The 21,648-nt window shown below is 61.4% G+C and carries 16 protein-coding genes and 1 riboswitch; of the genes, 7 read left to right on the top strand and 9 right to left on the bottom strand.

The annotated features are described in order from the left end of the window. Window positions 1–67: 67 nt before the first annotated feature. Together glyS and ASD03_RS02835 are read left to right on the top strand one after the other, a co-directional pair. Window positions 68–2,233, top strand: coding sequence for a glycine--tRNA ligase subunit beta (gene glyS / locus ASD03_RS02840; RefSeq protein ID WP_057212463.1), 2,166 nt, complete (start codon window positions 68–70; stop codon window positions 2,231–2,233). 14 nt (window positions 2,234–2,247) lie between these two features. Further along, complete coding sequence (locus tag ASD03_RS02835; RefSeq protein WP_025426121.1) at window positions 2,248–2,751, top strand: DUF523 domain-containing protein; 504 nt, start codon at window positions 2,248–2,250, stop codon at window positions 2,749–2,751. A gap of 133 nt (window positions 2,752–2,884) precedes the next feature. Here the strand turns inward: ASD03_RS02835 and ASD03_RS02830 are convergent, their stop codons facing one another. From ASD03_RS02830 to ASD03_RS02810, 5 genes are all read right to left on the bottom strand, one after another. Continuing rightward, the gene (locus ASD03_RS02830; protein WP_025426122.1) at window positions 2,885–3,412 is read right to left on the bottom strand and encodes a plant virulence effector HPE1-like domain-containing protein; all 528 of its coding nucleotides are present in this window, start codon (window positions 3,410–3,412) and stop codon (window positions 2,885–2,887) included. A gap of 209 nt (window positions 3,413–3,621) precedes the next feature. Next, complete coding sequence (gene purD / locus ASD03_RS02825) at window positions 3,622–4,893, bottom strand: phosphoribosylamine--glycine ligase (RefSeq protein WP_025426123.1); 1,272 nt, start codon at window positions 4,891–4,893, stop codon at window positions 3,622–3,624. Between the two features lie 148 nt (window positions 4,894–5,041). Next, window positions 5,042–7,405 (bottom strand): bifunctional diguanylate cyclase/phosphodiesterase, encoded by a 2,364-nt coding sequence (locus tag ASD03_RS02820; RefSeq protein WP_025426124.1) that lies wholly within the window; start codon window positions 7,403–7,405, stop codon window positions 5,042–5,044. Continuing rightward, the gene (locus ASD03_RS02815) at window positions 7,402–8,442 is read right to left on the bottom strand and encodes a spermidine/putrescine ABC transporter substrate-binding protein (RefSeq protein ID WP_057211582.1); all 1,041 of its coding nucleotides are present in this window, start codon (window positions 8,440–8,442) and stop codon (window positions 7,402–7,404) included. Before ASD03_RS02815 ends, ASD03_RS02820 begins: the two co-directional genes overlap by 4 nt. 170 nt (window positions 8,443–8,612) lie before the next feature. After that, complete coding sequence (locus tag ASD03_RS02810; protein ID WP_057211584.1) at window positions 8,613–9,812, bottom strand: MFS transporter; 1,200 nt, start codon at window positions 9,810–9,812, stop codon at window positions 8,613–8,615. A gap of 108 nt (window positions 9,813–9,920) precedes the next feature. On the opposite strand from ASD03_RS02810, the gene ASD03_RS02805 reads away from it, so the two are divergent. The 3 genes from ASD03_RS02805 (at window position 9,921) to ubiA (ending at window position 12,745) form a co-directional block, all read left to right on the top strand. After that, on the top strand, window positions 9,921–10,736 hold the full coding sequence (locus ASD03_RS02805) for a helix-turn-helix transcriptional regulator (protein ID WP_025426127.1): 816 nt from the start codon (window positions 9,921–9,923) through the stop codon (window positions 10,734–10,736). Between the two features lie 205 nt (window positions 10,737–10,941). Next, window positions 10,942–11,709, top strand: a complete 768-nt coding sequence (locus tag ASD03_RS02800) for a MipA/OmpV family protein (RefSeq protein ID WP_225906245.1) — start codon at window positions 10,942–10,944, stop codon at window positions 11,707–11,709. Window positions 11,710–11,785: 76 nt separating this feature from the next. After that, window positions 11,786–12,745 (top strand): 4-hydroxybenzoate octaprenyltransferase, encoded by a 960-nt coding sequence (ubiA, locus tag ASD03_RS02795; RefSeq protein ID WP_025426129.1) that lies wholly within the window; start codon window positions 11,786–11,788, stop codon window positions 12,743–12,745. 433 nt (window positions 12,746–13,178) lie between these two features. On the opposite strand, the gene ASD03_RS02790 is transcribed toward ubiA, so the two are convergent. After that, on the bottom strand, window positions 13,179–13,745 hold the full coding sequence (locus ASD03_RS02790; RefSeq protein ID WP_025426130.1) for a DUF6101 family protein: 567 nt from the start codon (window positions 13,743–13,745) through the stop codon (window positions 13,179–13,181). A gap of 327 nt (window positions 13,746–14,072) precedes the next feature. On the opposite strand from ASD03_RS02790, the gene ASD03_RS02785 reads away from it, so the two are divergent. Beyond that, window positions 14,073–16,523: a DUF1217 domain-containing protein gene (locus ASD03_RS02785; protein WP_025426131.1), complete on the top strand. Its 2,451-nt coding sequence runs from the start codon at window positions 14,073–14,075 to the stop codon at window positions 16,521–16,523. A 9-nt stretch (window positions 16,524–16,532) separates the two neighbouring features. Here the strand turns inward: ASD03_RS02785 and ASD03_RS02780 are convergent, their stop codons facing one another. The 3 genes from ASD03_RS02780 to ASD03_RS02770 form a co-directional block, all read right to left on the bottom strand. Beyond that, a complete protein-coding gene (locus tag ASD03_RS02780; RefSeq protein ID WP_025426132.1) occupies window positions 16,533–17,966 on the bottom strand; it encodes an FAD-binding oxidoreductase in 1,434 nt (477 codons plus the stop codon). A gap of 152 nt (window positions 17,967–18,118) precedes the next feature. Then, the gene (locus ASD03_RS02775) at window positions 18,119–19,093 is read right to left on the bottom strand and encodes an L-threonylcarbamoyladenylate synthase (protein ID WP_025426133.1); all 975 of its coding nucleotides are present in this window, start codon (window positions 19,091–19,093) and stop codon (window positions 18,119–18,121) included. Window positions 19,094–19,179: 86 nt separating this feature from the next. Further along, window positions 19,180–19,779, bottom strand: coding sequence for a DUF6656 family protein (locus ASD03_RS02770; protein WP_025426134.1), 600 nt, complete (start codon window positions 19,777–19,779; stop codon window positions 19,180–19,182). Between the two features lie 316 nt (window positions 19,780–20,095). Continuing rightward, window positions 20,096–20,298: riboswitch (cobalamin riboswitch) on the top strand. A gap of 105 nt (window positions 20,299–20,403) precedes the next feature. Here ASD03_RS02770 and ASD03_RS02765 point away from each other — a divergent pair. Next, a complete protein-coding gene (locus ASD03_RS02765; protein WP_025426135.1) occupies window positions 20,404–21,648 on the top strand; it encodes an aromatic ring-hydroxylating dioxygenase subunit alpha in 1,245 nt (414 codons plus the stop codon).

Here is a 21,648-nt window from a genome sequence, read left to right as displayed (position 1 = left end):
TGGTGACATTTTCGCCAGAGCTTGCTAAGTCGGCGCCAACCGTCCGGAACAGAAAAAGTCATCTCCCATGCCCGATCTTCTTATCGAACTCCGCTCCGAGGAAATTCCTGCCCGCTTGCAGCGCAAGGCGGCCGGCGACCTCAAGAAGCTGCTGACCGATGCGCTGGTGGAAGCGGGTTTGACCTATGAGGGTGCGCGTGAATACTGGACGCCACGCCGGCTGACGCTCGATATCCGCGGCCTCAATGCCCGTTCCGCCGATGTGCGCGAAGACCGCAAGGGTCCGCGTACCGACGCCAACGAAAAGGCGATCGAGGGCTTTCTGCGCGGTGCCGGCCTTTCTTCGATCAGCGAGGCCCATGTCCATAGCGATCCGAAGAAGGGTGATTTTTACGTCGCCCATATCGTCAAGCCGGGCCGTCCGGCCGAAGAGATCGTCGCTGAGGCGATGCCCGAGATCATCCGCAACTTTCCCTGGCCGAAGCCGATGCGCTCCGGGGCTGCCTCGGCCAAGCCGGGCGCTCTGCGCTGGGTCCGTCCGCTGCAGTCGATCGTCTGCACCTTCGGCTCGGAAACCGACGAAACCCATGTGATCCCCTTCGAGGTCGACGGCATCGTCGCCTCCAACGTCACCTACGGCCACCGCTTTCACGCGCCCGAAGCGATCACCGTGCGCCGCTTTGCCGACTATGCCGAGAAGCTGGAGCGGGCGAAGGTCGTGCTCGACGGCGAACGCCGCAAGCAGATGATCTCGGCTGACGCACATAATATCGCCTTTGCCAACGGCCTCGAACTCGTCGAGGACGAAGGCCTGCTCGAGGAGGTTTCCGGCCTCGTCGAATGGCCGCAGGTGCTGATGGGAAGCTTTGAAGAGAGCTATCTCGAAATCCCCTCGGAAATCATCCGCCTGACGATCAAGACCAACCAGAAGTGTTTCGTGACCCGCGCGCCGGGTGCGGAAACGCTCTCCAACAAGTTCATCCTCGTTTCCAACATCGAGGCGAAGGACGGCGGCAAGGAGATCGTTCACGGCAACGGCAAGGTCGTGCGCGCCCGCCTGTCGGACGCCGCCCACTTCTGGCACCGCGACCAGGGCAACCTGCCGGACCTGGAAACATTGAAGCCGTCGGCTGAAAAATTCGACCTCGATCTCCACAAGCCGCTCGACCAGCGCATGGCGAAACTCGATGCGCTGAACGTCACCTTCCATGCCAAGCTCGGCACACAGGGCGAACGTGTTGCCCGCATCCGTGCGCTTGCCGCCGAGCTTGCCAAGGTAACCGGCGCCGACGCCAAGTTGGTCGATCGTGCCGTGGTGCTGGCAAAGGCTGACCTGCGCACCGAAGCCGTCGGCGAGTTCCCCGAACTTCAGGGCATCATGGGTCGCAAATATGCGCTGCTCCAGGGCGAAGACGCTTCCGTCGCAACGGCAATCGAAGATCATTGGAAGCCGAATGGCCCCTCGGACCGCGCGCCGACCGATGCCGTCGCCGTGACCGTGGCGCTGGCCGACAAGCTCGACACGCTCGTCGGTTTCTGGGCGATCGACGAAAAGCCGACCGGCTCCAAGGATCCATACGCCCTGCGCCGCGCCGCGCTCGGCGTTATCCGCCTCATCCTTGAAGGCAAGGCGCGCCTGCCGCTCACGCCGTTCCTCGAGATCGCGCTGACCGCCCTGCGGGCGCAGAAGCCGGCGCTGACGAGCGATGTGTCGGCGGACCTGCTCTCCTTCTTCCACGATCGCCTCAAGGTCTATCTGCGCGATCTCGGCGCCCGTCACGACCTGATCGATGCGGTGCTGACGTCGGATGCGGACGATCTGCTGCTGATCGCCCGTCGCGTCGAGGCGCTGACCGCCTTCATCACCGACGAAGAGGGCAAGAACCTGCTCGCCGGCACCAAGCGCGCGACGCAGATCCTCGCAGCCGAAGAGAAAAAAGGTACGGCCGTGGCCGACGCCGTCGACGCTGATCTCTTCCGTCTCGACGCCGAAAAGGCGCTGCACGCTGCGGTTCAGCTGGGCTCGGGCGAGGCACGCGAGGCGATCGTCAAGGAGGACTTCCGCTCCGCCATGCAGGCCCTGTCGAAGCTGCGCGAACCGGTCGACCAGTTCTTCAACGACGTTCTCGTCAATGACGATGACGTGTCGATTCGGGCAAACCGCCTGGCACTGCTCGGTCTCATCCGCTCGGCGACCGGCACGGTTGCCGATTTCTCCAAGATCGCGGGATGACGGGGGAGGTGTGCATGACGGCGAAGATCCTCGTCAGCGCCTGCCTCATGGGCCATGCCGTGCGCTACGATGGCGCGTCGAAGCCGCTCGTCCATCCGGCCATCGACCGCTGGCGCCTAGAGGGCCGGCTCGTCACCATCTGTCCCGAAATGTCGGCCGGCATGCCGGTGCCGCGTCCGCCGGCCGAGATCGCGTCCGGCATGTCCGGCACCAACGTGCTCGACGGCGGGGCAACCGTCGTCGAGAATACCGGCCGCGATATCACCGGTGAGTTTCTGGACGCCGCCGAGAATGCGCTGGCGCTCGCGCGCGAAACGGACTGTCGTTTCGCGCTGTTGATCGACGGCAGCCCGTCCTGCGGATCGGGTTTCGTCTACGACGGCACGTTTTCCGGCGCACGCCACGCGGGGCAGGGGGTTACGGCCGCGCTGCTCGCAAGGAACGGTATCGAGGTTTATTCCGACAGGGAGATTGAAGCCTTGGTCGAGCGGATCGATGGCCCACGCCAACCCAGATAACACGAGCCCAGATAAAAAGATTGCGCCCCTGCTTCTCTCAGGGGCGCAATCTCTCGCTGTTTCAGCGAATTGCCCGTCAGCCCTTGAATGCAGGGGAGGCTGGCCGGGGCAGGGAACTTTCCCGTTTAGGCCCTCAGTTTAGCCGAAGTTCGAGGCCGGTCGGATCAAATTGCCGTGAGCTTTCGGCGGCCACAGATGCCGCGACTGCCGGCTCTGCCTGTGTAAGGGTCTGAACCGCGGCAGTTTTGGCGGTCTCGTCGATCACAGACGCAGCCAAGTCATGATTGCCCGGGTTCGCGATATCGATATCGGCCGCAGCGGTCGCCGTATCCGCCTGTTCGGCTCCGTTCGCGGCTGCTTTGACAGCCTCCTCAGAAGGCTTGCTGACGAAAACAACCGGCGAGCCGCCGAGCCAGGCTTCGGTGCGCACAAGCCGCATCTCACCGTTGATTTGCTTGAGCTCGACCTTCTCGCTGCCATTCTCGATCTCAGGCACCACATAGGTGACCTTCTTCTTGATCTGCAGCGGCGGGCATTGTGCGCAGGAGACAGAGGCCACGCTGGAATTGACGGCCTCCCCGGAAACGACAGCTTCGATCGACTGTGCCCAGGCGCTGCCGGCGGCGAGCGCAACGGCGGTGGTGATCAGCAACAGGCGCATCGGTCTTCTCTCCGAGTTTGTTCTACAGCGCCGCGCGTCTTATCAGACGCGCAAAGGTCGCTGTAGCACTTTGAATTGCTGCATGTTTTGTCCTGAAATCGGCTACGATTTAAGGAACCATGCAGTCGGCAAGAATATGCGTTCTCTCTTACTTTCCCGTCAGGAGAATTGGTAAAAATTGAATGATCCGGCGCATTTACCGGCGGCGGTCAGGCCTTCTCGCGGGCAACCGCGCGCCAGCCGATATCGTGGCGATAGAAGCCGTTGTCCCAGGAAACGCCGTCGACTGCCGAATAGGCGCGGTCCTTGGCAGCGCTTGCGCTTTCGCCGATCGCCGTGATGTTCAGCACCCGCCCGCCCGTTGCAACCAGGCTGCCGTCCTTCATCGCTGTGCCGGCGTGAAACACCTTGGTCTCAGGCGAGGCCTCGGGCAGCGCAGCAATGGGCGAGTTCTTGTCGTAGCTGCCCGGATATCCCTTCGACGCCATGACCACCGTCAGTGCCGTTTCGTCGCGCCATTCGGCTTCCATGCCCGCAAGCGTGCCCGTCGCCGCGGCATAAAGCAGTGGCAAGAGGTCGCTCTTCATGCGCATCATCAGCACCTGGCATTCCGGGTCGCCGAAACGCACATTGTACTCGATCAGCTCCGGCCCCTTGGCGGTGATCATCAGCCCGGCGAAGAACACGCCGGAAAAGGGATGTCCGCTCTCCGCCATGCCGCGCATGGTCGGCTCGATGATCTCCTTCATCGTGCGCTCGGTCATTTCTGATGTCATCACAGGCGCTGGCGAATAGGCGCCCATGCCGCCGGTATTCGGGCCGGTGTCGCCATCGCCGACGCGCTTGTGGTCTTGTGCCGAGGCAAGCGCGAGCGCGGTCTTGCCGTCGCTGAGGCAGAAGAAGCTTGCCTCCTCGCCGTCGAGATAGGCTTCGACCACCACTTCCGCGCCGGCCGCGCCGAAGGCGCCATCGAAGCAGTCATCGACAGCAGCGAGCGCTTCGTCGAGTTCCATGGCAACGGTCACACCCTTGCCGGCGGCGAGTCCATCGGCCTTGATGACGATCGGCGCGCCCTGCTCGCACACATAGGCCTTGGCGGATTCAGCGTCGGTGAAGCGACCGTAGGCGCCGGTCGGGATATCGTATCTGGCGCAGAGGTCTTTGGTGAAGCCCTTGGAACCTTCAAGCTGGGCCGCGGAAGCGGAAGGGCCGAAGACGGCGACACCGGCAGCGCGCAGCACGTCTGCAAGGCCGGCCACGAGCGGGCCTTCCGGCCCGACCACGACGAAATCGATCGCCTCTTTCAGGCAGAAGTCCGCAACGGCGGCATGATTGTCGGTGTCGAGCGCAACGAGCGTTGCTTCCTCGGCAATGCCAGGATTGCCGGGCGCGGCATAGAGCTTGGTCAATTTCGGCGACTGCGCGATCTTCCATGCCAGCGCATGTTCGCGTCCACCCGATCCGATCAGAAGAACCTTCATTGCCTGCCCCCGACATGCCGAAATTGTTGCGTTGCGGTTAAGGCGAGGCGGCTGTCAGGTCAAGGGGGCAGGGGGCTATGGCGCACGATTCCCGCCTCGGAGTGCACCTTGTCCGGAGCGTCACGGGAGAGAGTAGACCGACATGCGCTCAGGCGATTGCCTGCTGGTTCTTGCGATCATCCTGCTCCTGGCCGTAGCGGGCGGTGCGCGTCAGCGCCCAGATGCCGAGATCCTCAAGTGGTAGCGGCTTGCTGATAAGGTAGCCCTGGAAGAGATCGCACCCTGCAGCAGTCAGCATCGAGAGTTTCTCCGGCGTGTCGACGCCTTCCCCGACCACGGCAACGTCCTTGGCGTGGCACAGCGCGATCAACGCCCTCAGAACCGGCAGTGATTGCGATGCCGTGAGGTTAGAAACGAGCGCCCGGTCCAGTTTGATCGTATCGGCGGTGTATTCGATGATCTGCTGGACAGAGGTATAGCCGGCGCCGAAATCGTCGATCGACAGGCGGAAGCCCTTTTGGCGCAGTTCGTCGATGTTGCGGCGGAGCTGGTCGCTGAACTTGACCGCGAAAGTCTCGGTCAGCTCAATTTCGATCGATTGCGGCTGCAGTCCATGGCGGTTGATACAATCGGAGAAATAGTCGGCAATCGCCTTCGAATGCAGTTCGGCCGAGGAAATGTTGATCGCCAGGATCGTATCGGGACCGAAGAGTGCCTTTAGCTGCCGGCAGTCGGACATGGCCTGGTTGATCACCCACCAGTCGATCTTGGTGAAGAGGCCGGAGCTTTCGGCGATCGGCACGAATTCGTCCGGCGTCACGTTACCGAGTACCGGCGAATACCAGCGCAGCAGCGCTTCGCAGCCGGTCACGCGACCGTCGGTGTCGACGATCGGCATGTAGACCAGATGGAATTGCTCGTCCGGATCGAGCGAGCGCAACTCGTCCTGGATCTGGCGCAGACGGGTGCGCTTGTCGTGCAGGGCGCGCGAGAACCGGGAAGAGCGGTTCTTGCCGCTAGTCTTTGCCTGATACATCGCCGCGTCCGCATTTGAAATCAGCTCGGCAAGGTTGGTCGCGTCATCCGGGCAGATGGCAGCGCCGATGCTGGCCGTCACCGGATAGCTCTTGCCGGAGACTTCGAAGCCATCTTCGAACAGCGCCAGGATGGCCGCAGCGACTTCGCGGACCGTGCCGTCGCCCGGTCGGGAGCGGACCAGCACCGCGAATTCGTCGCCTGAGAGCCGCGCCAGGATCGCCGGCTTCTGGCCGCGTCGCTCGGTGATCGCTTCGACATTCTCGGCGATGCGCGTTGCCAGGGTCTTTAAGAGTTCGTCGCCGATCTCGTGGCCATGCTTGTCATTGACGAATTTGAAGTTGTCGATGTCGATGAACAGCAGGCTGCATTTTTCACCCGAGACAATGGCCTCGCGCACGATGCCGGCGGCAACCGCGTTGAAATGACCGCGATTGCTGATGCCGGTCAGCGTGTCGGTCCAGGAGCTGCGCTGCACCAGCTTGAGCGATTGTTCGGACTGGCGATGCAGCTCTCTGATGTTTTCCGTCAGTCGCCCGATCTCGCCCTTCTCCTCCATGTTGCGGATCTCGTCATGGGCGCCGACCATGACGGCCATAACGTTGGCGTCGAGCTTGGCGATCGGGTCGGTGATGAACCGACGGATGAGAACGATGATCAGCCAGATCGAAAACAGGCTCATCGCCACGGCACCAAATGCCAGCAGCAGTTTCTGCTGGGCCATCAGCCGGTCGAAATGATTGCTCGAAACCGTCAGCGTCGCATAGAGCGATGGCCCGAGATGCACGCTTGCCGAAAGGTCGTCGGTAATCGCGAGCGGCCACGGCTGAAGGACGACGTCGGCGCCGTATTCCTGCTTGAGTGTTTCCTGCATGTCGAGGAAACGATCCGGCTGGATCGCCACCTGGATAAGCAGCGCGCCCGATTTCTTGCTCGGCAGCGGTCGCGTGAAGGTAACGGGATCGAGGAAGTAGGAATAGACGATCCGCGCCTTGTGCCCGCCGTCGTAGAGGTAGGTCCAGTCGACAAGCTTTTCTTCGCGTATCAGTCGCCGTGCCAGATTGAGCTGCGCCTCGTCGATTTCGGCGAAGGGATCCCAGCTGTTTTCGAAATAGTATTCTGATTGCAGGTTCGATGTCAGGATCGACAGGGACACGTAGCCCGTCGGGTCGTCGGAGAGCGACTTGACACTTTCCTGCAGCCGGACGCCGAGCGCATTGGCCCGGTAGTTCTTGTCGGTTTCAGAGATGTACTGGCGCAGCGAATTGCTGTTCAGGAGCGCATTGAGAAAGCCCTTGCTGCGGCCGATCTCGTTCTGGAAGACGGCGGCGGCATGTTCCAGCCGCTGGGACAGCTTGGCATGTTCCAGCGCCCGGATCGATCGGCTCTGGGTGACATGGACCGAGATCGCCGCCAGCAGATAGCCGGCCAGCACCACGGGAAAGATCAGGATGAGTGCGCGCTTGCCGAGGGTCACTGGAAATTCGCCAATGTGCTGATGATGCGCCGGCGCAGCTGCACCGACGTCGTTGACAGTTCCTGCTGGTACTGACTCTTGGCCAGAATGTCTGGCGACGGGTAGATCGCCTGGTCCGCGCGCATCGCCTCCGGCAACAACGCAAAGGCGGCTTTGCTCGGCGTCGGCATATTGAGCGCCTGTGCGTTTGCGGCGGCACTTCCGGGCGAGCCGATATAGTCCAGGAAGGCGAGCGCCCGTGCCTTGTTCGGCGACTTGGCGACGACCGACATGCAATCGAGCCAGGAAAGCGTGCCTTCCTTGGGCACGACATAGCGCCAGATGCCCGGTGTACCGGCCTTTTCGTTTAGGACGTGCTGATCGCCGCTATAGCCAAGCGCCAGATGGATGTCCTTGCCGATGGCCTGGTTCTGGATCGAGCTTATGACGTATTCATAGGTCAGAACCGCCGGTGCCTGTTGCTTCATCAGGTTGAAGGCGGTCTTGAGCGTTGCCTGGTCGTTGGTGTTGATCGACTCGCCGAGCAGCATGAGGGGGGCGACAAAGGCCTCGTTGTGGTCGTCGTACATGGCGACGTGCTTGGTCAGCGCCGGAGCCGGCTGCATCAGGTCGCGCCAGGACGTGGGCGCTTCAGGCAGCATGTCCGATCGGTAGAGAAGGCCCATCGTGCCCCAGAGATAGGGCAGGCCATGGTTCGAGCAGCGCTTGCGCCAGCTTTCGTCATAATCCCTGAGCGAGGCGACATTGGTCTCGTCGACAGCCTCGAGCACGCCTCTGCGCCCAAAGAGCGCGGCGCCGTTCTCGCCGGTCACCACCAGATCGACGATGCTGTTCGGGTCGGCCAACACCTCGTCGCGGGTATCGCCGTTGTCGTAGTAGACCTGATGGATTCCTACGCCGGTTATTGCCGTCCAGCGGTCGAGGATCGCCTGATCGATATAGGATTCCCAGATCAGCAGGTTGAGCGTTTCGGCTTGCCCCGCCGTTGCCAGGAGCAACGTCGTCAAAAAGGCGGGAATCGCCGATCGCCCTCGCATTGTCTACCCCTGCCCAAGCCCCATCCAGCGACCGTAGCGCGCAAAAATTGATGAATGATTACGCAGGGCTGCGGGAAATAGCATGGTTGGAGCAAGGCGTTGCCGGGCGGAAAAACAGAACGGGCGCCGCATGGCGGCGCCCGTTGAAAAGTCTGCTGCTGGATGTCTGCCTAATGCCGCGCGGGCATCCTCGGCAGAAGGATCGTCAGAATGCCGAGCAGCGGTAGATACGAGCAGACCGTGTAGACGAACTCGATGCCCTGCCGGTCAGCAAAAATGCCGAGAAGAGCCGCACCCATGCCGCCGAAGCCGAAGGCGAAACCAAAGAAGACACCGGCAATCAGCCCCACGCGTCCCGGCACTAGTTCCTGCGCGAAAACGACGATCGCCGAAAACGCCGAGGAGAAGATGAAGCCGATGATGATCGACAGCACGCCCGTCCAGAAGAGGTTCGCATAGGGCAGCATCAGCGCGAAGGGGATGACGCCGAGGATCGAGAACCAGATGACGAAGCGCGCGCCGTAACGGTCGCCGATCGGACCGCCGAGGAAAGTGCCGGCGGCGGCAGCGCCCAGGAACAGGAACAGCATCAACTGTGCTTGCTGAACGGTAACGCTGAACTTCTCGATGACGAAGAAGGTGAAATAGCTGGAGATGCTGGCCATGTAGACGTTCTTGGTGGCGGTCAGCAGCACCAGCACGGCGACGGCCCAGATCACGCGGTTCTTCGGCAGCGGCAAGGCGCGGCTCGGCGCCGGCTTGCTCATCGACGAGCGACGGTGGCGCACATACCAGGTGCTGACCCAGGTGAGCACGAAGAATCCGATGACCGCGACGATCGAGAACCAGCTGAGGCTGCCCTGGCCGAAGGGGATGACGATGAAGGCTGCGAGCAGCGGCCCCATGGCGCTACCGGCATTGCCGCCGACCTGGAACAGCGATTGCGCCAGGCCATGCCGCCCGCCCGAAGCGAGGCGAGCGATCCGCGAAGATTCCGGATGGAAGATCGCCGAGCCGACGCCGATCATGCTTGCAGCCAGAAGCAGCATCGGGAAATCATGCGCGTTGGCGAGCAGGATGAGGCCGGAGCAGGTGGAAAGCATCGCTACCGGCAGCGAATAGGGCAGTGCCCAGCGGTCGGTGATGATGCCGACGGCCGGCTGCAGCATCGAGGCTGTCAACTGGAAGGTGAAGGTCAGAAGCCCGATCTGCACGAAATCGAGCGAATAGTTCGCCTTGAGCAAGGGATAGAGCGCCGTCAGCAGCGACTGCATGATGTCGTTCAGCATGTGGCAGAAGCTGACTGCCAGGATGACGGAGAATGCCGTCTTTTCCGGGGTTATGCTCCCCGTTGAAGTAACCGTTGCCATGGATGTTTCCTTGCCGTCTCGATGGTTGTGTGCGGCGACGGATATCTCTACTGATCTTGCCCATGGCCTGCTTTTGTGATGTGGTCGAGTTCTTTCGCGAGTGGGCCAATGCCGATCCATCGAATAAATTTGCCCGAACTGCCCGACGCCGACCATTTCAGGAACCTGGACTGGATCGAGACCGGAAACTCCGCCGTGCTCGCTCTCGGCCGCGATTATGGCGCGGGCCTGACCGTTCCACTCCACAGCCATACCCGCACGCAATTGTGGTGGGCGCGGCAAGGCGTTGTCCTTGTGCGTACCGCCCACGGACGTTGGCTCGTCCCGCCGGGGCACGCCTTACTGATCCCCGCGGGGGTCGAGCATTCGACCGAGATGATCAGCGATGTGCGCATGCACTCGATCTATTTCACCCCATCGCTGCTGCGCGCCGAACGGCCGATGGTAATGGAAATCACCCCGCTTGCGGGCAGCCTGGTCGATGCGCTTGTCAGCGTCGAGAGCGAGACCATGTCGGAACGGCGGGAACAGCTGATCATGGATCTCCTGCTCGAAGAGATCGCTCTTCTGCATGAGCGGCCGCTCGGCCTGCCTTTCCCGCGTGAGCAGAAACTGGCGCTTCTCTGCCGGCAGTTCCTGGAGGCACCGTCGGCGACCGCCAATATCGACCAGTGGGCCGATCGCCTGGGTCTCAGCCGACGGACATTCACGCGGATGTTCCGCAACGAGACAGGGGTCAGTTTCGTCACCTGGCGCCAACAGGCCTGCATCTTCGCATCGTTGCCGCGCCTTGCGGACGGTGAATCCGTCACCAATGTCGCGCTTGATGCCGGCTACGAGAACGTTGCGGCCTTCACCACGATGTTTCGCCGCATGCTTGGAAGCGCCCCCAGTCACTACCTGAAAATGTACCAGGGCCGGTAGGCATCGTCGCCGGCATGGCAAACGGGAGTTGAATTGACCTGGTTAACGGAATCGTAGGAACAAGGGGCAATAAGTCGCCCCCGTGTCCTTTCAGATGGCGCCAATGGCCGGCGCGCAGGGCACGTTCAAACTTCGCCCCGGCGAATGATTCTTCCGGAGTTGTTCCTTGCGTATCCGTTCTTTTCTTCTCCTTTCTGGAACCCTTTTGTTGTCCGCAGGCACCGCCTCGGCTGCTGACGGCCAGTATTTCTGGTCGGGCGACTGGTACTTGAAGGTCGGCGCCACCGGCTTTCTCGGCCCGAAATACGAAGGCGCCTCCAAGCGCATGTTCCAGGCCGCGCCGCTGATATCGCTCGGCAAGGCCGGCAGCACCGTTCGCTTCTCGTCGCGCAACGACAACATGTCCTATGCGCTGCTGGACCAGGGCGGGTTCCGCGCCGGCGTCGCCGGCAAGCTGATCTTCGAGCGCGACGAGAATACCTCCAGCGACCTTAGGGGGCTCGCCCCCGTCAAGTTCGGTGGAGAACTCGGCGGCTTCGCCGAGGTCTATCCGACCGATTGGCTGCGCGTGCGCGCGGAAGTCCGACAGGGCATTCGCAGCCACCACGGTATCGTCGCCGATGTCACCGCCGATGCCTTTACCGACATCAGCAGCAATGTGCGCATTTCTGCCGGTCCGCGTATGACGGCCGCCACCAGCGACTATTTCAGCGCCTATTACGGCGTGAACGATGCCGAATCGGCAGCATCAGGCCTCAGCACCTATAATCCGCATGGCGGCATTGATTCCGTCGGTGTTGGTGCGGCGATCAATTGGCAGGCAACGGAAAAGCTTGAGACCGGTGCCTATGCCGAATATCGCCGCCTGATGGGCCCGGCGGCCGACTCGAGCCTCGTGCGCGAGCGCGGCAGCCGCAACCAGTTCCTCGTTGGCCTGTCGGCCACCTATCGCTTCGACTTCACGCTTCCCTGAACGGTGGCGCCAAGCGGCGGGACGGTGCGGCATCGAACCGCTTGACCGCCCCGGCGCGTAGCGTCAAACAGGAGGCATGAACACGTCCTCCGCCGATTCCGGGCGCGTCCACGACGCGCCGTCGAACAACTGGGTCTACCGCGTGCTGCCGCGTGCGCTGTGGCCCTATGCGCAACTTGCTCGCTGGGACCGCCCGATCGGCTGGCAATTGCTGATGTGGCCCTGTCTGTGGTCGGTCGCTCTGGCCTCGGGCACGGCGGCGGCAGCGGGGCAATTTTCGCTCGGCCGGTTCGTTTTTCATAGCTTCCTCTTCATCGCCGGCGCCATCGCCATGCGCGGCGCGGGCTGCACCTTCAACGACATCGTCGATCATGACATCGACATGGAAGTGGCGCGAACGCGCTCGCGCCCCTTGCCATCGGGCCGGGTCTCCCGCTTTCAGGCAAAGGCCTTCATGGTGCTGCAGGCACTTGTCGGGCTGGTGGTGCTGCTACAATTCAATGCCGTCACCATTTGGCTCGGTATCCTGTCGCTGGGGCTTGTCGCAATCTATCCCTTCGCCAAGCGGTTTACCGACTGGCCGCAGTTCTTCCTCGGCCTTGCGTTTTCCTGGGGGGCGATCATGGGCTGGTCGGCCGAGTTCGGGACGCTTTCGTTTGCGCCCGTGCTGCTCTACGGCGCGGCGATCGCCTGGACGATCGGCTACGACACGATCTACGCCTACCAGGATAGGGAAGATGACGAACTTATCGGGGTGCGGTCGACGGCTCGCCGCTTCGGCGACAATCCACGCCCTTGGTTGATCGGGCTCTATGGACTTGCCATCGCGCTGATGCTTCTGGCGTTTCTCGCCGCAGGGGCCGGGCTGTTTGCCTATCTCGGTTTGCTGATCGCGGCCGTGTTGCTGATCTATCAGATCCTGGTGCTGAACATCCACGACCCTTCGCAATGCCTCGCATTGTTCAAGTTCAATGGTGTCGTGGGATTGATCATTTTCGCCGGGCTGGTCGCGGCCCTTTTCGTTCGGCTGATATGAAAAACCCTCCGTTTTGGCGGAGGATCCTGCAGTCTATCCGAAATGTTTGATACACGTCCGCCGGCACTTTCCCGAGAGATCTGCGAGAGCCTGATCGCTCAGCCCCAGCTGATTGCGCTGGCAGCCTTGCGCTTCTTCGCCTCGGTGCGCGCACGGAAAATCGCAACGATTGCGTCAATGGTGGCGGCAAGAGACTTGCGCATCGGGTATCTCCTTCTTTCGTGACCTTGGCTATGGGTCGGATATGGCACGAAGAAGGCGAGGCGGCTGTTTCCGAAGGAACACCCGCGATTTGGCTGTGAACGTTTTGGCGTTACAGCGCCGCGCGTCAAGTATGACGCGCTAAGGACGCTGTAGCACTTCAGACTTGCTGCATACAAAAACCGGCCGCAGGGAACGGCCGGCTTTTGCACTGGAGGTATTCGGTTAAGCCCTAGCTGCGGGCGATGATTTCGCGCCCGTCGATCTTCATGTTGACGCCAAGCCGGCCGGTGGAGCGGCGCACGAGGAAGCGCGGCCTGCGGTCGGCAAAGAAGGAGTGGCGGCGCCGCGGCTTGAGCGGTGCGGTGCGAACCTCGCCGAGATGCTCTTCGAGGGCGCGAGCGACGCCATCGGCTTCGACCATCAGCATCGGAATGCGATAGGCTTCGGCCCAGGCGCGCCAATCGGCAGCAATGTCGGAAAGATCATGTGCAACGAGCAGCGGAACACAAAGGTCCGGATCGTCATGATGAAGTTCAAGCGTCACTGTAACGTCTCCGTCGCCGTGGTCGATCGCGCGTGCCGCGACCCCTTTGAATGCCCGCGCCGGCAGTGCGATCGAAAGCGGCAGGCCGCTTGATGGTAGCACCTTGCGCAGAACCGCGCCACGCTCGTCCAGGCTGATCGTGACATTGCCTGTGTGGCCACGCAGGACGTAGCTTGCCTGCTGAGGAAAGCGCTTCGGATCGAGCCGGAGCGTGTTTTCGACCCATGCGGGTTGAGAGAGTGTATTGCGCATTTCAATCGCCCTTGTTTTTCCTTGAGAGCCGATTTCCGGTCTTCTCTTCGGGACTTTTCGTCCTCTATGGGCTGGAGAATAGGCGGCTCCCCTTCCGGCCGACTTAAAAATCGCGGTTAAGAAAACTTTGCGTTTTTCGATGGTTAGCAAAAGCCGAGCAGCCAAGGTTTCCGTTTCGTCAACGCGGTGGCTCGCATTCTTGGCAATGGCCTGGTCGCGGCCGGCGAAAAGCCACACACAAGCCTGTCGTGCAATCATGCCGTGTCAGAATTCTGTTTCGGGGGATTGGTGTGACCCGCCCCTGGGTTAAGCGACGGGGCAGCAGGCATGGTTTCGACCTATCTCAATTACAGCCGGATCACGAGCGACTTGAGGACCAGCCTCGATCGTGTTGCCGACCGGCCGCTGGTCGCGCGCGAAGCGCAGTACTACAAGGAAAATATCGGCAACGTGAAAACGGTCGACGATTTCCTCGACGATTACCGGCTCTATTCCTACGCCATGAAGGCACACGGTCTCGAAGACATGACCTATGCCAAGGCCTTCATGCGCAAGGTGCTTGAAAGCGATCTGAAGGATACGGACAGTTTTGCCAACCGCCTCACGGACGAACGCTATCGCAACTTTGCCGAAGCGTTCAGCTTCAGCACATCGTCAGCCGCGGCACAGACGACGGCGCAACAGGATGCACTGATCGGTCTCTATAATGAACGGGTCGCCAATCTCGACACTGTTCTCAAAGGAGACAACGCCTATTTCAACGCAGCTATGGATCTCGTCACCAACGTCGATCAGTTCCTCGGAAATGAACGTTTGCGTTCCTATGCCTTCGGCATCTTTGGCATCGATGCGCGCAACTACTCCTATGATCAGGTCAGATACGCGTTGACCGCCGAGCCGGCGGATCTTGCCAATTCCCAGACCACGGCGCAGACCCGGCTTACCGAAGCCACGAAGACGCTGACTGACTTTGACACGCGGGCAACTGCGATGAAGGACATCGCGACGCTGACGGCACAGCTTGCAGAGGCGCCAGCGGCGGACAAGCCTGGGATCCAGGCGCAGATCGACGCCAAGAACGCCATCGTCGCCGATCTCAACACCAAGCTGCCGCCGGTCGGTAACGAGTCGACCGCATTGATGAATCAACTTTCGACCGAAGTGAACATGCTGAATAGGCAGATCAGCATGCTCGATGCCTACAGGCAATTGAACGGCGCCTTCAACTTCGAAGCCGATGGTAGCGTGGCCGCGGGCAGCAAGGCGATCACCGACGAAAAGAAGAAGATGCTGAATGAGGCCTATATCTTCAGCAGCCCTCGGCTGACGCCATCGGGAGCCATCCTTAACCGGGATTATTTCGAGCAGAAGATCGGTTCGATCACGACCGTTGCGGAGCTTGTGGCCGACCCGCGCATCGCGGACTACGTCAGAACGGCTTTCGGCTTGCCCACCACCACCGTGAGCGCGACGATCGAGAACATTCTCACCAGCGACATCAACGACCCGAACAGCTACGTCAACAAGTTTGGCGGTGAATACAACAAGGCCTACAAGGCCCTGCATGCCGCGTTCAATTTCCAGCCCGACGGGACGCTGCCGGCAGGCGCCAAGGCACAGACCGCCGAACAGACCAATACCACCACCAGCGGCTATATGGTCCACTACAACGACGCGGACGATGCAGAGGACGAGGGCAAGATCAGCCGCTACAAGCTGCTGATCAAGACCATGAGCAACGTCGATAGTCTCGTTGGCAACAGCGAATTGCGGTCCTTCGTACTCAGCGCCTTTGGCCTCGAAAACGAAGACCTGACACCGCGCAAGCTGAAGCAGATTCTGACCAGTGATCTCAACAATCCGACGAGCTACGCCAACTCCTTGCGTGATGAACGCTATATCAAGCTGGTGAAAGCGTTTAATTTCAACGCGGACGGTACGCTTGGCTCACCCAAGCTGGCGCAGAACGAGGCCGACATCGTCAATACTGCCAAGGCCTACATCGTCGAGAAATCGCGCTTCGGCACGGAGGACGAAAAGAAGACCGCCAAGGCGAAGGCGGAAGGGGAAAGCAAGTACTACACGACGCAGATTCAGAAGATCGAGACGCTTGACGATTTCCTCAAGGACAAGCGCCTCGTCGATATCGTGCTGATCGGCGCCGGCATTGACCCGGAGGGTGTCAAAACCGACTACCTCAAGCAGATGTTCACCTCCGACCTCAACGATCGCAAGAGCTTCATCAACACCGATCCGAACGGCTTGAAGTATCGCGAGATCGTTTCCGCCTTCAATTTCGACAAGGACGGAAAGATAGTTACAGGCGAAGCCGGGCAGATACAGACGCGGCGTGGGCTCACTATGACGTTCGACCTCTACCTCAACCAGACGCTTGAGGAGAGCGAGGGCGAGGACAATGCCGGTGTTCGGCTGGCGCTTTATTTCAAGCGCAAGGCGCCGGAAATCACCACACCCTACGACCTGCTCGCCGACAACGCACTGATGCAGGTTGTTCGGACCGCCTACAGCATGCCCGAGGGCCTCGCGAGCGCCAAGATCGAGATGCAGGCCGCTTACATCGAGCGCCTCATGGATATCAAGGACCTTCAGGATCCCGAGGAACTCGAAAAGCTGCTGAAGCGTTTTACCGCGCTTTATGACGTCGAGAACAACACCGACGTCAATCCGGGGCTTGCCATCCTGACGGGCGGCAGCGGCGGCGGCATCAGTGCCGACGCATTGTTCTCGCTTGCACAGCTGAGAGCCGGCGGCCGGTAAAAAGCGTCGTCAGTCTGCCCGCAACACCTTGTCAGGGTTCATGATGCCCGCCGGGTCGAACGCGTGCTTGATGCGGCGCATCAACTCGATTTCGATCTCGGGGCGGACCTCGGCGAGCTCGTCGCGCTTCAACTGCCCGATGCCGTGTTCGGCCGAGATCGAGCCGTTGTACTTCAGCACGATGCCATGAACGATGGCGTTCATTTCCCGCCAACGGTCGAGGAATGCCTGTTTGTCGGCGCCGAGGGGCTGCGAGATGTTGTAGTGAATGTTGCCATCGCCCATATGGCCGAATGAGCAGATGCGTGCGCCCGGCATCGCCTGCATGACGGCCGTATCGGCCTCCTTCATGAAGGCGGGGATGCTCGATACGGGGACGGAAACGTCGTGCTTGATCGAGCCGCCTTCCGGCTTCTGCGCTGGCGACATGCTTTCGCGCATGTGCCACAGCGCCTTGCGCTGTTCTTCGCTGGTCGCAATCACTGCGTTCTCGACCAGGTCGGCGACGATGCCCTGCTCCAGCAGTTCGTGCACCATGCGTTCGGCACTCTCGGCGGAATCGGAGGTGGAAATGTCGATGAGTACATACCACGGGTGAACGGTTTCCATCGGGTCGCGCACGCCTGGAATATGCTTTGTCGTGAACTCGACGCCGAGGCGCGGCATCAGTTCGAAGCCGGTGAGCGCAGTGCCGCAGAGGCTCGAGGCCTTGTCGAAGAGGGCCAGCGCATGTTCGACGCTGCCGACGCCGGCAAAGGCCACCTGATGGCCAAGGGGCTTCGGAAACATCCTGAGCACCGCGCCGGTGATCACGCCGAGCGTACCTTCGGCGCCGATGAACAGGTCGCGCAGGTCGTAGCCGGTATTGTCTTTCTTCAGCCGGCGCAGCCCGTCCCAGATCTCGCCGGTCGGCAGAACCACTTCGAGGCCGAGGCAAAGCTGGCGCATGTTGCCATAGGCTAACACTGCGGTGCCGCCGGCATTGGTCGAGAGGTTGCCGCCGATGCGGGCCGAGCCTTCCGACCCGAGCGACAGCGGAAACAGTCGATCGTTATCATCGGCCGCCTTCTGGATATCGGCAAGGATGCAGCCGGCGTCGGCAACGATGACATTGCCGACGGGGTCGATGTCGCGAATCCGGTTCAGCCTCTGCAGCGACAGGACGATATCGGCCTTGCCCTCGCGCGGGATCTGACCCGCCACATGGCCGGTGTTACCGCCTTGCGGAACGATTGCCGTTCGGGTCGCGCTTGCAAGCTTCATGATGCGCGACACCTCCTCGACCGAACCGGGGCGAAGCACCATCGGGGTGGTGCCCTTGTAGAGCCCGCGGGATTCGATGAGGTAGGGCGCGAGGTCCGCCGGGTTCGTCAAGGCATTGGCGCTGCCGACGATGTCGATGAAGGAGGCGATCAGTTCGGGAGAGGGGAGCGTCGTCGTCATGGCCCTGCCTTCGCAAATGCGCCCGACGGCGCTACTGCATAATTCCTTAAATCGGAATCGAATTAAGGACAAAATTATGCAGCGGGTTTAGAGCGTTACAGCGTCCTTTGCGCGTCATATTTGACGCACGGCGCTGTAAAAGTGCCTGTCGGTCAGTCTCTGGGGGCGGCAGCACGCTGCAGCCGGTCGAGGATCGCCTCTCCCAACCCTTCCGAAGGGATGGGGCCGAAGGCGATGGTTGCGGAGCCGCTGGCATCCGCCCTCTTCATATAGTCGAAAAGATTGGCAGCTGCCTCGCGCAGGCTGCCTGCCGGGCTGAGGTCGAGTACGATCGCGGCGTGCTCTTCGCCGGGGAGCGACGCATTGCCGAACCGGATCAGCGCTTCTCCCGGACGCACGTCGGCGGCGTCGAGCCGGACAGCTGCGCCCGGCGCGTAGTGCGAGGCGAGCATGCCCGGGGCCTCGATAGTCGCTCCGGCGCTCTGCGGCCTCGAGACGGTAAGGCCGGTCAGCCTTTCGATTTCGAAGACGTCGAGACCGCCCGGACGCAGCAGGCGCAGCGCGCCGTCCTCGACCTTGATGATCGTCGATTCAAGCCCGATCTCCGCAGAGCCGGCGTCGAGAATGAGCTTGAGGCGCGGCCCGAGATCGGCTTCCACATGGGCAGCGCTTGTGGGACTGATCTTGCCCGACGTATTGGCGCTCGGTGCGGCGAGCGGGCGGCCGAAGCGGGCAATCACCCGACGTGAAAAGCCATCAGGCATGCGGATGCCGAGCGTGTCGAGGCCGGCCGAGGCAAGCGCGTGCACGGTGCTTGTTGTGCGCTGGGGCAGGATCAACGTCAGCGGGCCGGGCCAGAACGCTTCGGCCAGGCGCCGCGACAACGAATCGAATGTCACATGGGCTTCAGCCATCGCCATGTCTGACACATGCGATATCAGTGGGTTGAAGCGTGGACGCCCCTTCATCTCATAAATACGGCTGATCGCATCGGGATTGGTGGCGTCCGCTGCCAGGCCGTAGACCGTCTCGGTCGGAATCGCGACGGGCTCGCCTTCGGCAAGCACCGCACAGGCACGCTCGATCGCCCGTTCCGGCTCGGTCCGTGTATCGATGATTTCGGCCATGTCGCTTCCGTTTCCCTTTCCGAGGCTTCCTTAAAGGAGCCACGGTGAAAACAGAACGATTTTCTTCAGGCAACCGGGTCTGCGCTTCAGAGGCTGCGAATGATGCGCTTCAATGCCTCGTCGCGCGCGCCGAGCATCAGCACGTTCTTGAGCGCGACTTTCGGGTCGTCGGTACGAAAGAGCAGCCCGTTGTCGCGAACGCTGCGATTGATGGTCATCTGCCCCTCTGGCGCATCGGGCTCGATGGCAACGGCGAAGTACATTCGGGAATAGCCGGTCTGGATGCGTTCGAAGAAGTGTTTCTCGTCGCCGAGGTCACAGAAGAAGTTGGCGAAATAGAACGACCAGGTGACGTCCTTGGACGGGGCGAGATGTGTTCTCGCCGCCGTGACATGGCAATAGCCGAGATGCGGCCGACCGGTGAGCGTGCGGTGGAAGATCATCTTGGGAAACTGGATCGAGGTATGGAAGCCGTTCATCCGCTTGTGCGTCGTTTCGCCGGCGGTCGTCAGCTTGTGGGCGGTGCGCTCGGCAACCTCGTCATAGCTCAGATAACGCCGCTCGCGCTGCGACCATTGACGCCTTTCTATGCGGCCGGTGCGCAGGAACTCGGTGTGGACCGCTGTCTTCGGAGCGATCGTTGGCAGCTTCTCGGCTGCGGCGTCGTAGTATTTGAGCTTTGCCATGAACTTCAATGCGCTGTTTGCCGGTTCGGCCGGTTTCTCCGTCAGGCGACGCTAATGCATTATGGTTAATGGAAGATTTCACTCGCGTCGGTGGGCCTTGCCCCGCGTCACGGGAAGACATGTCGCAAAATGGCGAAGGATCCGCGCTTTCTCGCAAGCCTTGCCGGAAAAAGCGACAATTGCTCAATCCTTGAGCTATCCTATTGTTTACAATGAAAAATGATCAATCACAGGGCGTTTGGTGCGCTTGATGTGCTGTGTCGTCTTTCTGGAATCGGATGTCGTTAATCGGCAGCTACGACGATGGCTTCCGCGATTAGATATGCCTACTCAAGGTGCTGTCTTTTAGGGAAGGCGGAGAATTGGGAAGCCGGTCAAAACCCGGCGCTGCCCCCGCAACGGTGGTGGAGCGAAAGCCACGGCACAAAGCCACTGGACGGTTCCGTCCGGGAAGGCGCCGGGCTGGTCCTTGCGGACGGCTCCTGAGCCCGGAAACCAGCCTTGACGCGAACAGACCGTAACGGGTTGCGGCGGGCAGCCGGATCGGAGCCGTCATCGCACAGGCAATGCGCCCGTGCGGGTTCCAGTCCTGCCTCTCCGAAACAAGGCGAACGAGGACAGGACATGGACATCAAGGGCGATATGCTCCGCAAGCTGAAGGGTCGACGCGACGGCTACAGCCTCGACCGGGCCTTCTACATCGACCCCGACTACTACAGGCAGGATCTCGAAAGCATCTGGTACAAGGACTGGTTGTTCATCGGCCACGACTGCGAGATCCCGCGTGCCGGTAACTATTTCACCGTCCAGGTCGGCGATTATCCTGTCATTATCGTTCGCGACCGACAGGGCACGATCCGCGCCCTGCACAATTCCTGCCGTCATCGCGGTTCTCGCGTCTGCGCGCAGCACAAGGGCTCTTCGGCCAAGCTCGTCTGTCCCTATCACCAATGGACCTATGAGCTCGACGGCGCGCTGCTCTTTGCCCGCCAGATGGGCGAGGATTTCGACAAGGCGGCCCACGGCCTGAAGCCGATCCACTGCGAGACCGTCGGCGGTTACATCTTCATCAACCTGTCCGAGCAGCCGATGGATTTCGGCCCGTTCCGCGACATGGTCGCGCCCTATCTTGCGCCGCACCGCCTGGGTGAAACCAAGGTCGCCTTCGAAAGCACGATCATCGAAAAGGGCAACTGGAAACTCGTCTGGGAAAACAACCGGGAGTGCTACCATTGTGCCGCCAACCACCCCGAACTTTGCCGCACCTATCCCGAAGCGCCGACGGCGACCGGTGTGCAGGGCGCCAAGGATGATCCCGTCATTGCCGCGCATTGGGCGAAATGCGAAGCAGCCGGACTGCCGAGCGAGTTCCGGATGTCCGAGACCGGCCAGTTCCGCTCGGCGCGCATGCCGTTGATCGACGACGCCGAGAGCTACACCATGTCCGGCGCCCGCGCCGTGCGGCGGCAACTGTCGGCAGACGTTAGCCAGAAGCATATCGGCACGCTCCTGCTCTTCCATTATCCCTCGACCTGGAACCATGTGCTGGCCGACCACGCCATCACCTTCCGCGTCCTGCCGCTCGGCCCGGAGCTGACGCAGGTGACGACCAAGTGGCTGGTCAACAAGGACGCGGTTGAAGGCGTCGACTACAATCTCGAGCAACTGACGCATGTCTGGACCGAGACCAACGATCAGGACCGCCAGATCGTCGAGGAGAACGCCTTTGGTATTCGCTCGCCGGCCTACCAGTCAGGCCCCTATTCGCCCGAACACGAAGGCGGCGTGATGCAGTTCGTCGAGTGGTATTGCAAGTTCATGGAACAGCGCCTGCAGGGCGAGGCTGCTCCGCTTTCCCGGGTCGCCTGA

The sequence above is a fragment of the Ensifer sp. Root127 genome (assembly GCF_001425225.1).
GTDB lineage: Bacteria > Pseudomonadota > Alphaproteobacteria > Rhizobiales > Rhizobiaceae > Ensifer > Ensifer canadensis.
The sequence above is the reverse complement of the archived record's forward strand: the minus strand, read 5'-3'. Positions and strand labels throughout refer to the sequence as shown.

Bases quoted from the DNA above. Each gene is read 5' to 3' on its own strand.
- ASD03_RS02835 (WP_025426121.1), top strand. From the start codon at position 2,248: ATGACGGCGAAGATCCTCGTCAGCGCCTGCCTCATGGGCCATGCCGTG.
- glyS (WP_057212463.1), top strand. From the start codon at position 68: ATGCCCGATCTTCTTATCGAACTCCGCTCCGAGGAAATTCCTGCCCGC.
- ASD03_RS02785 (WP_025426131.1), top strand. From the start codon at position 14,073: ATGGTTTCGACCTATCTCAATTACAGCCGGATCACGAGCGACTTGAGG.
- ASD03_RS02815 (WP_057211582.1), bottom strand. From the start codon at position 8,442: ATGCGAGGGCGATCGGCGATTCCCGCCTTTTTGACGACGTTGCTCCTG.
- ASD03_RS02830 (WP_025426122.1), bottom strand. From the start codon at position 3,412: ATGCGCCTGTTGCTGATCACCACCGCCGTTGCGCTCGCCGCCGGCAGC.
- ASD03_RS02810 (WP_057211584.1), bottom strand. From the start codon at position 9,812: ATGGCAACGGTTACTTCAACGGGGAGCATAACCCCGGAAAAGACGGCA.
- purD (WP_025426123.1), bottom strand. From the start codon at position 4,893: ATGAAGGTTCTTCTGATCGGATCGGGTGGACGCGAACATGCGCTGGCA.
- ASD03_RS02765 (WP_025426135.1), top strand. From the start codon at position 20,404: ATGGACATCAAGGGCGATATGCTCCGCAAGCTGAAGGGTCGACGCGAC.
- ASD03_RS02770 (WP_025426134.1), bottom strand. From the start codon at position 19,779: ATGGCAAAGCTCAAATACTACGACGCCGCAGCCGAGAAGCTGCCAACG.
- ASD03_RS02805 (WP_025426127.1), top strand. From the start codon at position 9,921: ATGCCGATCCATCGAATAAATTTGCCCGAACTGCCCGACGCCGACCAT.
- ubiA (WP_025426129.1), top strand. From the start codon at position 11,786: ATGAACACGTCCTCCGCCGATTCCGGGCGCGTCCACGACGCGCCGTCG.
- ASD03_RS02775 (WP_025426133.1), bottom strand. From the start codon at position 19,093: ATGGCCGAAATCATCGATACACGGACCGAGCCGGAACGGGCGATCGAG.
- ASD03_RS02780 (WP_025426132.1), bottom strand. From the start codon at position 17,966: ATGACGACGACGCTCCCCTCTCCCGAACTGATCGCCTCCTTCATCGAC.
- ASD03_RS02790 (WP_025426130.1), bottom strand. From the start codon at position 13,745: ATGCGCAATACACTCTCTCAACCCGCATGGGTCGAAAACACGCTCCGG.